Raw genomic sequence first — 13,089 nt, forward strand, 5'->3', positions numbered from 1 at the left:
TCGAAAACACACGTGCGAACGGGTGGTCTCGACCGGAACGGGTGTTCTGGCGGCTCAGCTGTTAGGCGGTGAGCTTCTTGTTGGTCATGCGACCGGCGAGCTCCTCGATGATCTCGTCACCGGGGCGAGCCTGAACGTAGTCAGCCTCGATCTCGGCGCGACCGAGCAGGTCGGTCATGCGACGCTGGCGCGCCTTCGGGATGATCGTGACGACGGTACCGACCTTGCCGGCGCGGCCCGTACGGCCCGAGCGGTGGAGGTACGTCTTGTACTCGTCGGGCGCGTCGGCCTGGATGACGAGGGTGATGTCGTCAACGTGGATGCCACGCGCGGCGACGTCGGTTGCAACGAGCACGTTCACTCGCCCGGAGGTGAGCTGCGCGAGGTTGCGGGTACGACGGGCCTGGTTCAGGTCGCCGTGGAGGGACACCGCACGGATGCCTGCATCCTCCAGCTGGTCAGCGAGGCGCTCGGCGTATGCACGGGTGCGCGAGAAGATCAGTGTCTTCTCGTTGCGGTTCGCGAGTTCCTCGATGATGCGGTCCTTGTCGCGGTGCTCGACCACGAGAACGCGGTGGTCGATCGTTGCGGAGGCCTGGTCTTCACCGGCGACCTCGTGCACGGCGGGGGACGGCAGGAACTCCTTGACGAGTGAAGCAACACCCTTGTCGAGGGTTGCCGAGAAGAGCAGCTTCTGGCCACCGTTTGCCGTGCGGCGCAGGATGCGCTGCACAGGCTCGAGGAAGCCGAGGTCGCACATGTGGTCGGCCTCGTCGAGGACCGTGATGGTCACTTCGGAGAGGTCGAGGCGTCCCTGCTCGATGAGGTCTTCGATCCGGCCTGGGGTGCCGACGATGATGTCGACGCCGCGCTGGAGAGCGCCAACCTGGCGACCCTGCGGCACTCCGCCGTAGATCTGCGTGGTGAAGAGGCCGACGCTGCGGGCGATCGGCTGCACTGTGCGGTCGATCTGCAGCGCGAGTTCACGGGTCGGTGCGAGGATCAGCGCGCGGGGCTTGCGACCCATGGCACGCTTCTTGCCCCCGCCGTTTTCCATGAGCTTCTCGACGAGCGGTGCGCCGAAGGCGATGGTTTTGCCTGATCCGGTGCGACCGCGGCCGAGGACATCCTTGCCGGCGATGACGTCGGGGATGGTTGCTGCCTGGATCGGGAACGGGCTCGGTGCGCCGAGTTCAGCGAGAGCGGCGACGATGTTGCCACCGAGGCCAAGGTCGGTGAACGAAATGCCCTCGACGTCAACGGCCAGCGTGGCCTGTGCCTCGAGGCGCTCGAGCACGACGTCGTCTTCGGGGGTGAAGTTTCCCTTGGCGTCGCGGTTCGGGTAGAAGTTCTTGTCTGCTCCGGCGTCGCGGGGACGGTCGAAGTTGTTGTCGCGGCGGGGTGCGCGGTCGTCGCGGCCCGCAGAGATGCGACGCGTCGACGGACGCTCGATGCGCTCGCCACGCGTGAACGGGCGGTCGTTGTTGTACGCGGGGCGCTCAGAGCGGTCGCTACGGGGAGCGCGGTCTTCGCGGTTGTATGACGGACGCTCCGTGCGGTTCTCGCCACGGTTGTACGCGGGGCGCTCGGTGCGGTTCTCACCACGGTTGTACGCCGGACGCTCGGTGCGGTTCTCACCACGGTTGTACGCGGGACGCTCACCATTGCTGCGCGGGGCGCGGTCGTTGTACGACGGACGCTCGGCGCGGTCACCGCGAGGTGCACGGTCATCACGGTTGTACGCGGGACGCTCGGTCCGGTTCTCACCACGGTTGTAAGCGGGACGCTCCGTGCGGTTCTCGCCACGGTAGTACGCGGGACGCTCACCATTGCTGCGGGGCGCGCGGTCGTCGCGGCCGTAGGAGGGACGCTCGGTCCGGTTCTCGCCACGGTTGTACGCGGGGCGCTCGGTGCGGTTCTCACCACGGTTGTACGCGGGACGCTCCCCGTTGCCGCGCGGGGCGCGGTCGTCACGGCCGTACGAGGGACGCTCGCTGCGGTCGCCGCGGGGTGCACGGTCATCGCGGGGAGCACGGTCGTCGCGGCCGTAGGCCGGGCGCTCGGTGCGGTTCTCACCGCGGTTGTACGCGGGACGCTCGCCGCGCTGCGGCTGGGCGCCACCGTCGTAACGGTCGTCGCGGGGAGCGCGCTGTTCGCGCGGCTCGTCGGAGTGACGACGCTGGGCGCGCTCGTCGGCGTTCCAGCGAGCCTTCTTCGGTGCGTCGGATTCTGCGGCGCGGTATCCGCGGTGTCCCGGGCTCCTGCTGCCAGCTGTGGTTCCTGCCGGGCCGCCGCTCTTACGGGCGTAGCTCGGGTCGAAGTTGCGGGCGGGGCGGCCGCCAGCGGGTTTATTGTTCTTGGGCATAGTACTTTCCGGGTTTTAGTTCATGCATGAATCGAGAAGCGCACAGCAGAGCTGCGGCATTCATATACCCGGGCAGTCGATGGCCGGGACCGTTTCACATCAAAGTGAATACAAGTCGCGTTTTCGCGATGTATAACCGGCCCACCAGACTTACAAACCCTTCCGCGGTACATCCACGGTGTCCAGAGCCGACTTGGCTACATTACGGCACAAAGGCGGAATTGTCACGTACTTTTCTCTATTTCGCAATGACTTTGCGGCAATTCCCCAGATAAACACCGAACGCGGTACTCTCGAGTTACACCAGCCTAACCGGGCGGGTTCAACGGGACTCCGGCAACGGAGATCCATCGGACAAATGGAGGTGGAGCCTTGAGCTTCCTGGCATTTCTTCTTCTCGGTCTGATTGCTGGCGCAATCGCAAAGGCCATTCTTCCTGGCAGACAGGGCGGCGGCTGGCTCATCACACTGCTTCTCGGTGTCGTGGGCGCACTTCTGGGCGGCTGGCTCGGTGGCCTGCTGTTCGGCATCGACATGAACGAGTTCTGGAGCATCTCGACCTGGCTCACCGCCATCGTCGGCTCCATCGTCGTGCTCCTGATCTACGGCCTCGTCACGCGCAACTCGCGCAGCGGCAGCCGGGCCTAACGGTCCACGAACCAAACGAATGCCTCCTTGCCTCGCGGCGGGGAGGCATTCGTCGTTTCCGACCTCCGTCTTTCGTGTGAATGCCGGGCTCCAGCTTGAGGTCGGCCGACAGGTTCGGAAGGGTGGGACACTCCTCACCGCCGATCGCAAAGGACGCTCATGCTCACCCTCACCGATAACGCAAGCACCATCGTTAAGACCATCACGCTCCAGAGCGCGGGGACCGAGGATGCCGGCCTTCGGATCACCAGCCCGGAACCGTCGTCGACCGACCTTTCCGTCGCGGTCGCCACGGCACCTGAACCGACGGATGCCGTCGTCGAGTCGAGCGGCGCCCGCATCTTTGTCGACGAGAACGCTGCGGTGATGCTCGACGACAAGATTCTTGACGCTGAGGTCGACGAGGCCGGTGCCGTGCGCTTCGCCATCGGCACCCAGGCCTGACCTCCGCGCACCACGGTTTGTCGAGATAACGCCCTCCCGGATCTCCTCCGCTGGGGTGACCTCACCCAATACCTGAGGAGGATGCCGCGACCGTCAGGCCTTCGTAGCCTCGGAAACGGTGCCGCACTTCTGCGACGCCGTGATCGAAACGGACCGTCATGGACTTCCTCTCCGACGCCCTTCTCTCGACGGCCACCTCACCGTGGGTCTATGCGGTCGTCTTCGCCGTCGTCGTCATCGACGGGTTCTTCCCACCGGTTCCGAGTGAAACCGTGGTTGTAGCCGCCGCCGCGATCGGCGTCTCAGCCGGAGCACCGAACCCGATCCTGATCATCCTCGTGGCCGCAGTCGGGGCGTCACTCGGCGACAACATCGCCTACCTGCTGGGACGAATCATCGGAACCACCCGATTCGCGTGGATGCGGCATCCGCGAACCGTCCGCGCCTTCGACTGGGCCGCTCACGGCATCCGTTCCCGACCGGCAGCGCTGATCCTGACCGCGCGGTACGTCCCCATCGGCAGGATCGCCGTGAACATGACAGCGGGAGCCACCGGGTTCCCCCACCGGCGGTTCTGGCCGCTCACGGTTCTCGCCGGCGTGTCATGGGCGGCGTACTCGGTTCTCATCGGCCTGCTCGCGGGGCACTGGGTGAAGGACCAGCCACTCCTCGGCGCGGTGGCGGGAATCGTGATCGCCATCGCACTCGGATTTGTCATCGACCGGGTATCGAGCGCGGTGACGCGGCGGCGGACCGCAGCGCACCAGAGCGCTGCAACCGTCGGCGTCCTGACTCGGTGACGTTGCCCTTCGGCGTTTAGCTGACGGATGCCGCCTTCGCCGGTTCCGCCTGCTCGGTCGCCGCTTCCGCACGCTCGATCTCGCGCTCGGTCTCCGCCCGCCGATCGAGACGCCGCTCACGTGCACCCTCGACCAGGTTGTAGAGCGTCGGCAGCACGATGAGCGTCAGGAGCGTCGACGAGACGAGACCACCGATCACGACGATTGCGAGCGGCTGCGAGATGAAGCCGCCCTCGCCGGTGAGCCCGAGCGCCATGGGCACCAGGGCAAAGATCGTCGCGAGTGCCGTCATGAGGATCGGGCGGAGCCTCCGCGACGAACCGTGACGCACCGCATCGGTCACCGCCATGCCGCGCGACCTGTACTGGTTGACGAGGTCGACGAGCACGATCGCGTTGGTCACGACGATACCGATGAGCATCAGCACACCGATGAGCGAGGCGACACCGAGCGGAACACCGGTGATGACCTGCAGGCCGATGGCACCCGTCGCCGCGAACGGCACAGACACGAGCAGAAGCAGCGGCTGGCGAAGCGACCGGAAGGTGGCCACCATGACGATGTACACGATGAGGATCGCGGCGAGCATGGCAAGCCCCAGCTGCTGGAAGGCGTTGCCCTGGTCAGCGGTCACACCGCCGAGCGTCGCGGTCGTACCCGCGGGCAGGTCAATCTCGTCGAGCGCGGTTGACACCTCGGCACTCGCCGTACCGATGTTGTCACTCGCCGGAGTGATGGCGACGGTGGCCGAACGCTGTCCCCGCACCGAGGTGATCGTCGACGGGCCGTCGACCTCCTCGACGGTCGCGAGGGTGTCGAGCGGCACCGGTCCGAGAAGGGTGGGAACCTCGAGCGCTGACAACTCACCGATGGTCGCTGGCGGGCTGTCGGTCGCGATGTAGATGCTGACGGTGGTCTCGTCGAGCACGATCGAACCAGCGGATGTCGGTTGCATCGCCTGCGAGATGTAGCCGCCGAGCGCAACCTCGCTGTAGCCGGCCGCAGCGGCGTCGAGCCTGTTGACCTTCACCTCGATGTACGGCCTGGATGCGCTGAGGTTGTTGGTGACCTGGCGCATTCCCTCGAGGTCCTTGGCCGCGTCGGTGACGGCATCCGTCGCCTCCCGCAGTGTCTCCTGGTCAGGCGCCGTGATGTCGACTTCGATGTCACTCGACGCACCGAAACCACCGGCGGAGCTGAGCTCGATCTCGCCGGCGTCAGCGATGTCCTGGAGCTCGGAGCGCACGGTGGACTGGAGCGCTTCCTGGTCGGCGTCTTCATCCGTCGTCACCGAGTAGGTGATGCTGCCTTCGCCGCCGCCGCCGAACGCGGAGAGAAGTCCACCGGACGAACCGATCGAGACCTGAACCGTGTCGATTCCCTCGATGCCGCGCAGGGCATCTTCGACCTTGGACGCCGCAGCATCCTGTGCATCGAGGCTTGAGCCAACGGGGAGCTTCTGCGAAACGCTCAGCGTGTTCTGCCCCGAGTCGCCCAGGAAGTTGGTCTTCATGAACGGCACCAGGGCCAGGGTGCCACCGAGCACGAGCACCGAAAGCAGCAGTGTGACGACCGAGTGCTTGAGCGTCCAGTTGATGATCGGCAGGTATCCCTTTTGCAGAAGGGTCGGGTGCTCGAGTTCGTCTTCGTCTTCCACGCCGGTCTTGCGACCACGGCGGGTGGCCACCGCGACGGCGGCAGCGGAGGCATAGACGGCGGGCTCGGCCTCGCGGTGCCCCTGCTGCTGTGCCTGCTGCTCGCCCGAGGCATCGCTCGGAACCGCGCTCTGAGTGTGTGCGGTCTCGCGAGCGGTGACGACCTCGGATGCCGTCGCGTCTGACCCGGCAGCGTGCGGGGTGACGGCGCCATCGGTGACGGCATCGGCGGTGACGACGTGCGCCGCCCCCGGCTCAACGGCCTTCTGGTCATTTGTCGCCGTGGCTGCCGTGACTGACGTGGTCGCCGAATTGGCGGCCTTCGCCGGTTTCCGCTCCTTCGCGCGGAGGAACCAGTACGCGAGCACCGGCACGATGGTCAGCGAGACGAAGAGCGACGCGACGAGGGCGATCGTGACGGTGAGCGCGAACGGGCGGAAGAGCTCACCCGTCATGTCGCCGACGAACGCGAGCGGCAGGAACACCGCGACAGTGGTGATCGTCGACGCGGTGATGGCGCCGGCAACCTCGCGCACCGCGGTGACGATCGACAGGGCACGGCCGTCAGCCGTTCGGTCGCGCGCGGCGGCCATGTGCCGCTTGATGTTCTCGATCACGACGATCGAGTCATCGACGACGCGTCCGATCGCGATCGTGAGCGCACCGAGGGTGAGGATGTTGAGGGTGTATCCCGTCGCCTGCAGGCCGATGAAGGTGATGAGCACTGACGTCGGGATGGAGATGGCCGTGACCAGGGTCGCCCGCACATCGAGCAGGAAGACCAGGATGATCAGAACGGCGAAGACCAGTCCGAGCAGGCCCTCTGTCGCGAGCGACTCAATGGACTGCTCGATGTACGGCGCCTGGTCGAAGACGATGTCGAGCTGAACGTCGGAACCGAGCGCTTCCTCGAGGTCGGGAATCAGTGCGCGAACGCCCTTGGACACATCAACGGTGTTGGCGGCGGGAAGCTTGGTCACGGCGATGGTGAGCGCCGGCTTGCCGTCGACACGGGAGATGCTCGTCACCGGGTTGTCGGTGAGTGATACCGACGCGACGTCGCCGATGGTGAGCACGGCCGAACCCGGTGCCCCGGGCGCATCCCTGACCAGCGGCAGTCCGGCAAGCTCCTCGACGGAGCCGAGTTTTGAGCCGGTCTGGACGGAGAACGTACTTCCGTCTTCGATGATGTCACCGGCCGGGATGAGCACACCGTACTGTTCGAGGGTGTCGCTGATCGCGGTCCGCTGCACGCCCTCCTGTGCCAGCCGGACGGCATCCGTCACGATGGTGACCCGCTTGCCGACCTCACCGATGAGAGCCGCTTCGCGCACACCCTCGATATCTTCGATGTCGGGCACGGCCGTTGCGTTCAGGCTGTCCGCGAGCGCGTCGGTGTTCTCGCCGGTTGCACTGGCAGCGATCTGAATCACCGGAAGGTCGTCGAGTCCGCCGGAGAGGACCTCGGGTTCAACGTCTTCGGGGAGTGTCGACTTGATCCGGTTGATCGCCTGGTTGATCTTCTGCTCGGCGGTGGCGAGGTCGGTGCCGTAGGTGAAAGTCGCGGAGATGAGACCGAGGTTGGTCGATGAGGTTGTGCTCGTCGACTCGATACCGGCAACGCCCTGGATGGCGGTTTCAATCGGAGTGGAGACGTCGTCGTTGACCACCTCGGGCGACGCGCCAGGGTAGCTGGCAACGATGGCGAGCTGTGGGAAGCTCACGCTCGGAGCGAGTTCCTGCTTGAGGCTCGACAGGGCAATCCCGCCGAAGACCGCGGCGACGATGGTGACGAGTGCGATGAGCGCACGGTTCTTCATGCTTAGAACGGCAAGGACGTGCACGGGTCTCCTGAGGGCGATGCGGTGACTGCCGCGAGCGCGGCGGGAGAAACGACGCGTGGCCGCTCTACACAGCAAATTCTGTCACAGCGCCCGTGCAGGAACTGCACGTACGACAAATGCTCAGCGTTCCGTTATCGCCCGGGTCATGGCGTAATTCCGCGGGCGAGATCCACTCGGTCGATCACACCACCTCGGCGAGGAGCGCCGACTCGGGAACAGGCGCGCGGAGGATCGACTGCCACGCCGTTGCGAGGGCGTCGATTGCCCGCTCGGTGTCGTCCACCCCGTAGGTGATCGGGATGCGGATGAACCGCTCGAAGGCGCCGTCGATGCCGAACCGTGGCCCTGACGCGATCAGCAGACCCTGGTTGCGTGCGGCGAGCGCGAGTTGTGAACTGACGGGCACTCCGAGGTTGACCCAGGCCGACAGCCCGCCGTTGACGTGCGGCACGTCCCAGTACGGGTAGCGATCGCCGAGCAGGTCCTCGAGGCGATCACGCGTTGCCCGAAGCTGTGAGCGTCGCGTCTCGAGGATGGAGGTCATGTCTGGCAGCAGTTCGAGCACGGTGAGCTGCTCGAGAATCGGAGTGCCGAGGTCGCCGATCGACCGGGCGGCCACAAGTTTGCGAATGACGCCCCGGTCGGCGCGGATCCAGCCAAGACGGATGCCGCCCCACACGGTCTTTCCCACCGAACCGACCGTGATGATTTTGGCTCCGGCGTCATCGGACGCCGCGAACGGAGGGAAAGAACCCGGCCTGTCGATATCGAGTTCGCGCGTCGTTTCATCGATGAGCAGCACTGTCCCCTGCCGGGCGGCAGCACGACACACGCGGCGGCGGGTCTCCAGCGGCATGCTCGCGCCGGTCGGATTGTGAAAGTCAGGCATGAGGTAGGCAAGGGTCGGCGACGAGTTGTCGAGCGCGTCCTCGAGGTCGTCGGCGTCCCAGCCGTCCTCGGCGGTTACCGGGATCGGCACCAGGCGTGCCCCGGCTGAGCGGAGCGCGTCGTGGGCGTGCGGATAGGTGGGGTGTTCGATGAGCGCCCGATCCCCGCGCGACAGGTGGGTCCTCGCGATCAGTCCAATCGCGTGCTGCGCGCCGAGGGTGACCATGATCTCGTCCGGCGAGGTGGGTAACCCCGCTTCGATGAACCGGTCCGCGATCGCCGCGCGTAACTCGGGCAGGCCGATCGTGTCGTAGTCGAAATCGTCGAGGTAGCGCGGCAGCCGGGCGGCCGCGCGCACGGCAGCTCCTGTCATCGCTCCGATGGCGGGCAGCGCCGCCTTGCTGAAGTCGAGGTAGCCCGATCGGCGGGCCGTCACGGGTCCCGGCCGAACCCCGGGAAGCTGGGCGACGCTCCCCGACCCGCGGACGCTCTCGAGGAATCCGTTGTCCCTGAGCTCACGGTAGGCGGCGGTCACCGTGGTACGGCTGACGTCGAGGCGCTCGGCCAGGTCCCGCTCCGCCGGCAATCGGGTGTCGGCGGGAATGCGGCCATCGAGGATCAGCAGGCGGACCCGGTCGGCGAGGCTCCGGTAGGCCGCGTCCCCACTGCGCCAGGGGCCAAGCAAGGAGGAGAGCGCGCGGGCCGTGATGTGGACATCAACCATGGGGCCACTATAGAGAGATTGGCCTCTTGCCAGAAGGCCAATTGTGAAATTGGATTGAAACCATGACCCGCCGCATCCTCCAGCTCCTCATTGGCCTCTTCCTCTACGGGATTGCCATCGCGCTCATTGTGCGTGCGGGGATCGGTGTTTCGCCGTGGGATGTCCTGACCCAGGGCGTCTCGCTCAAGACCGGCTGGGGTTTCGGACTGATCACGATCCTGATCGGTGCACTCCTTCTTCTGCTCTGGATACCGCTGCGGCAAAAGCCGGGGATCGGCACCGTCCTCAACGTGCTCCTCGTCGGACTCGCCGCGGATCTCGGCCTCTGGCTGATCCCCGAGGACCTGGTGCTCTGGGCCCGGATCCTGCTCTTCTCCGCCGGACTTTTCACGCTCGCTCTCGCCACGGGACTCTACCTCGGCGCCCGGTTCGGCGCCGGCCCGCGCGACGGCCTGATGACCGGTGTGCACGAACTCACCGGGTGGCCGATCTGGGTCGGCCGCAGCGGCATCGAACTCACCGTGCTCGGCATCGGCTGGCTCCTCGGCGGCAACGTCGGCATCGGCACCCTGCTCTTCGCCGTGCTCATCGGCCCGCTCTGCGGCATCACGATCCCGTGGTTCCGGATCGAACTGCCGCGCGATCAGGCATCGGACAACCGCCTGTCGGGCTCGGCCGAACCGAGCGCACCCCTGATCGACTCCCCCGCGAGCTGACCAGCCGCCCCCCTGACGCTGCCGTGCACCTACCGTGCGCGCGGCATCCGCTCGCCTCAATCACGACGAGCGGATGCCGCTGGCACAGGTTCACCAGGCCGTTACAGGTTGCGGTCCGCGTAGAGCGCGAGGGCGTCGCGCACGAATTCAGCGCCCCTGGTGCCGCCGTAATTGGCGGCGAAGCGCTCGTCGGCGACATACATCTCGCCGAGCCCCGTGACGTACTCCTTGATCGCCCCCGGGGCACCCGGGATCGATGTGAGCCACTCGACGTGGCGCCGGGCCAGCTCCTGCGCTTCGCGGCCGTCGGGAGCAACCCCCGATTCGGCCGCCGCGGTCCAGTCCGAGCCGAGCGCTGCTGAGCGCCCCTGCCACTCGGTCTTCTCCGCATCGCTCAGCGACCTCCACCAGGAGTCGCCTGCCGCATAGGACTCCGTGCCCCAGCGTTCCTCGACCTCTTCCTTGTATTGCGTGTGGTCGAACCCGTCAAACATGTTCTCTGCCATCAGGTGTTCACCCCTTTCCAGTTTCCGTATGGTGTCTTCGACCGACGCGACCTGCAGCTCGAGTCGGTCCTGTTCTTTTCGCAGCCACGCGAGGTGACCGCGGAGGGCGCCAGTGGCATCCGTCGCCTGTGCAAGCACCTCGCCGATGGCGGGCAGTCCGAGCCCGAGATCGCGAAGAAGCAGGATGCGCTGCAGGCGCACGAGTGCCGCTTCGTCGTAGTACCGGTATCCGTTGTCGCCGATCCTGGTCGGGGTCAGCAGCCCGATATCGTCGTAGTGACGAAGCGCCCGCGAGGTCGTGCCCGCGTGGCGTGAGATCTCCTGAATCGACCACTCCATGACCGCTGCTCCTTCTCTGTCCTGTTCGAGGCCACACTAGAGGTTGACGCTGCGTCAAGGTCAAGCGGGATCCCGGATCGGTTTTGCGGATGCCGCGCGGCAAGCGGAGAATCGCAGGATACGTTCTGATCGATTGGACCCCACATGGACACCATCACCGTCTCCGAACTCGCCGCGCTCGATGGCGCCACAGTCATCGATGTGCGCGAGCCAGACGAATTCCAGCAGGTGCGCGCGGCTGGCGCCATCAACATCCCGATGAGCCAGATCATCGACAGGATCGACGAACTCCCCGAAGACGACACTCTCTACCTCATCTGCGCCCTCGGCGGGCGGAGCGCGAAGGTCGCCGAATACCTGGAAAGTCGCGACTACGCCGTCGTCAACGTCGAGGGCGGGACCCACGCCTGGACCGACGCCGGCCTGCCGGTCGAACAGGGTTGATCCGGCTCCTCAGCTGAATCCTGAGTATTGCTCGAGGCCTCTTGCCCTCCGCGAAAACGCGATATATCGTGTTCGGAACGAGATATATCTCGTCTTCCACAGACGGCGACCCCTGATGGTCGGCAGGAGAAGGATCAACAATGTCACTCGAAAAATGGATAGTGCTCCCCGGGGAATCCCGGGTCATCGACGTGGAGCTTGTGCGCAAGCTCAAGGTCGGCATGATCGGCGGCCAGATCGACATTCTCGGCCACGATGAGCCCGGCGCCCGCGTCGAGGTGCACAGCGTTTCCGGCAAAGAGCTCAAGGTCTCAATCGACGGCGACGTGCTCGAAATCGACCACCCTCAACTCGGCTGGGACAACTTCCTCGAGGTCTTCAAATCGTTCGGCTCGAACTCCGCGAAGGCGCAGATCAGCGTGCTCGTGCCTCGGAAGATCGCGCTGACGTTCGGCATGGTGTCGGCGGGAGCGTTGATCTCCGGCCTGACGACCAGTGCGCGCCTCTCCACGGTCAGCGGGGAACTTCAGATCGAGTCGGTCACGGGCGACCTCGACCTCAACAGTGTGTCCGGTGAGATCAGCGTGCAGTCCCACGTCGGCGCGATCAACGCGCACAGCATCTCGGGCGACATCACTGTGGCGGGCGAGATCAGCCGGTTCACGAGCGACACCGTGTCGGGAAACGTCTTCATCGACGCCTTCGGCCGGTGCGACCGGATCTCGACGAACGCCGTCTCCGGCAGCCTCACCGCACGGCTCCCCGCGCACACAGGCACGAAATATGTCGTCAATACGGTCTCTGGCACCCTCCAGCTCGACAACTCAGTGATTCGGGGCACGCGCGGTCGCGGGTTCTCAAGCACGACAGAGGGAGACGGCAACTTCTACACCGACGTGCTCGCCAATTCCGTTTCCGGCAGCGTCTCCGTTGTACGCAGGAGCGACGCGGAAGACGGTCAGACACCCCAGTCGGGCGCCTCGACAGGTGCCTCGACGGGTGCCTCGACTGAACCGGAAAGCGATGACGATGCCTTCATAAGTGGTGGCCACGCATGAGCCCGGTGTTCGGCCACGGCAGCTTGCGCCTCTACCTGCTGAGCCTCCTGGCCGAGGGCCCCAAGCACGGCTATGAGCTGATCCAGGCACTCTCGGAACGGTTCGGTGGCACCTACTCACCGAGCGCCGGCACGATTTATCCCCGGCTCGCGAAGCTCGAAGAAGAAGGGCTCGTCACCAAGTCGAGCGACGGCCGCAAGACCGTTTACTCGATCACGGACGCAGGCCGCCACGAACTCGAGAACCGTCGCGTCGACCTCGACGCAATCGAACTCGAGCTGACGGATTCGGTCCGCCGCCTGGCCGACGAGGTTCGTACCGGTGTGACGCACGCGATGCGCACCCTCAAAGCGGATCTGGCATCCGCCGCCCAACAGGCCAAGCAGTCGGCAACGAGTGCGCCGTCCGTCTCCACCGACGACGCGGCACCGCGCACGGCGAGTCGCATCGCTCTTCACGACGCCGACACCGTGCTCGCCGACTTCCGTCAGGCCATCCGGTCGGAGTTGCGCGGGCATGTCAGCGCCGGGGGCGACGTGACCGACGACGTCGTGCGGCAGTTGAAAGACGAGCTGGACCGCGTGCGCGCCACGGTGAGGGAATCACTCGGCGGACTTAAGAGCTGATGCCCCGCCGCCAGGGAGCCGGTGACCCACTC

The 13,089-nt window shown here is 65.9% G+C and carries 11 protein-coding genes; 7 read left to right on the forward strand and 4 right to left on the reverse strand.

All coding sequences use genetic code 11. From position 1 onward, the window contains the following. Positions 1-61 precede the first annotated feature (61 nt). A complete protein-coding gene (locus AC1X6S_RS11950; protein ID WP_483405979.1) occupies positions 62-2,365 on the reverse strand; it encodes a DEAD/DEAH box helicase in 2,304 nt (767 codons plus the stop codon). Between the two features lie 372 nt (positions 2,366-2,737). On the opposite strand from AC1X6S_RS11950, the gene AC1X6S_RS11955 reads away from it, so the two are divergent. The 3 genes from AC1X6S_RS11955 (at position 2,738) to AC1X6S_RS11965 (ending at position 4,257) form a co-directional block, all read left to right on the forward strand. After that, entirely contained in the window at positions 2,738-3,013 is a 276-nt protein-coding gene (locus tag AC1X6S_RS11955; protein WP_483405980.1) for a GlsB/YeaQ/YmgE family stress response membrane protein, read from the forward strand. A gap of 159 nt (positions 3,014-3,172) precedes the next feature. After that, positions 3,173-3,457: a Fe-S cluster assembly protein HesB gene (locus AC1X6S_RS11960; RefSeq protein ID WP_483405981.1), complete on the forward strand. Its 285-nt coding sequence runs from the start codon at positions 3,173-3,175 to the stop codon at positions 3,455-3,457. 158 nt (positions 3,458-3,615) lie between these two features. After that, positions 3,616-4,257, forward strand: coding sequence for a DedA family protein (locus AC1X6S_RS11965; RefSeq protein ID WP_483405982.1), 642 nt, complete (start codon positions 3,616-3,618; stop codon positions 4,255-4,257). A 16-nt stretch (positions 4,258-4,273) separates the two neighbouring features. Here the strand turns inward: AC1X6S_RS11965 and AC1X6S_RS11970 are convergent, their stop codons facing one another. Together AC1X6S_RS11970 and yczR are read right to left on the reverse strand one after the other, a co-directional pair. Further along, a complete protein-coding gene (locus tag AC1X6S_RS11970; protein WP_483405983.1) occupies positions 4,274-7,732 on the reverse strand; it encodes an efflux RND transporter permease subunit in 3,459 nt (1,152 codons plus the stop codon). Between the two features lie 205 nt (positions 7,733-7,937). Next, complete coding sequence (gene yczR, locus AC1X6S_RS11975) at positions 7,938-9,368, reverse strand: MocR-like transcription factor YczR (protein WP_483405984.1); 1,431 nt, start codon at positions 9,366-9,368, stop codon at positions 7,938-7,940. 62 nt (positions 9,369-9,430) lie between these two features. Here yczR and yczE point away from each other — a divergent pair, with 62 nt between their 5' ends. Next, positions 9,431-10,084, forward strand: a complete 654-nt coding sequence (gene yczE, locus AC1X6S_RS11980; RefSeq protein ID WP_483405985.1) for a membrane protein YczE — start codon at positions 9,431-9,433, stop codon at positions 10,082-10,084. Between the two features lie 101 nt (positions 10,085-10,185). On the opposite strand, the gene AC1X6S_RS11985 is transcribed toward yczE, so the two are convergent. After that, positions 10,186-10,929, reverse strand: coding sequence for a MerR family transcriptional regulator (locus AC1X6S_RS11985; protein ID WP_483405986.1), 744 nt, complete (start codon positions 10,927-10,929; stop codon positions 10,186-10,188). 144 nt (positions 10,930-11,073) lie between these two features. Between AC1X6S_RS11985 and AC1X6S_RS11990 the strand changes: the two genes are divergently transcribed. The 3 genes from AC1X6S_RS11990 to AC1X6S_RS12000 all read left to right on the forward strand — a co-directional run bounded on the left by AC1X6S_RS11990 (position 11,074) and on the right by AC1X6S_RS12000 (position 13,057). Further along, on the forward strand, positions 11,074-11,373 hold the full coding sequence (locus tag AC1X6S_RS11990) for a rhodanese-like domain-containing protein (RefSeq protein WP_483405987.1): 300 nt from the start codon (positions 11,074-11,076) through the stop codon (positions 11,371-11,373). A gap of 140 nt (positions 11,374-11,513) precedes the next feature. Next, positions 11,514-12,431 carry a DUF4097 family beta strand repeat-containing protein gene (locus tag AC1X6S_RS11995; RefSeq protein ID WP_483405988.1) on the forward strand — a complete coding sequence of 306 codons (918 nt, stop codon included), beginning with the start codon at positions 11,514-11,516 and terminating at the stop codon, positions 12,429-12,431. Continuing rightward, the gene (locus tag AC1X6S_RS12000) at positions 12,428-13,057 is read left to right on the forward strand and encodes a PadR family transcriptional regulator (protein WP_483405989.1); all 630 of its coding nucleotides are present in this window, start codon (positions 12,428-12,430) and stop codon (positions 13,055-13,057) included. The genes AC1X6S_RS11995 and AC1X6S_RS12000 overlap by 4 nt, the downstream gene beginning before the upstream one ends. Positions 13,058-13,089: the final 32 nt, after the last annotated feature.

It is taken from the genome of Mycetocola sp. Y442 (assembly GCF_056898615.1).

Coding starts and splice junctions, on each gene's coding strand:
- AC1X6S_RS11990 (WP_483405987.1), top strand. CDS start 11,074: ATGGACACCATCACCGTCTCCGAACTCGCCGCGCTCGATGGCGCCACA.
- AC1X6S_RS11995 (WP_483405988.1), top strand. CDS start 11,514: ATGTCACTCGAAAAATGGATAGTGCTCCCCGGGGAATCCCGGGTCATC.
- AC1X6S_RS11970 (WP_483405983.1), bottom strand. CDS start 7,732: ATGAAGAACCGTGCGCTCATCGCACTCGTCACCATCGTCGCCGCGGTC.
- yczR (WP_483405984.1), bottom strand. CDS start 9,368: ATGGTTGATGTCCACATCACGGCCCGCGCGCTCTCCTCCTTGCTTGGC.
- AC1X6S_RS11965 (WP_483405982.1), top strand. CDS start 3,616: ATGGACTTCCTCTCCGACGCCCTTCTCTCGACGGCCACCTCACCGTGG.
- AC1X6S_RS11985 (WP_483405986.1), bottom strand. CDS start 10,929: ATGGAGTGGTCGATTCAGGAGATCTCACGCCACGCGGGCACGACCTCG.
- AC1X6S_RS12000 (WP_483405989.1), top strand. CDS start 12,428: ATGAGCCCGGTGTTCGGCCACGGCAGCTTGCGCCTCTACCTGCTGAGC.
- yczE (WP_483405985.1), top strand. CDS start 9,431: ATGACCCGCCGCATCCTCCAGCTCCTCATTGGCCTCTTCCTCTACGGG.
- AC1X6S_RS11950 (WP_483405979.1), bottom strand. CDS start 2,365: ATGCCCAAGAACAATAAACCCGCTGGCGGCCGCCCCGCCCGCAACTTC.
- AC1X6S_RS11960 (WP_483405981.1), top strand. CDS start 3,173: ATGCTCACCCTCACCGATAACGCAAGCACCATCGTTAAGACCATCACG.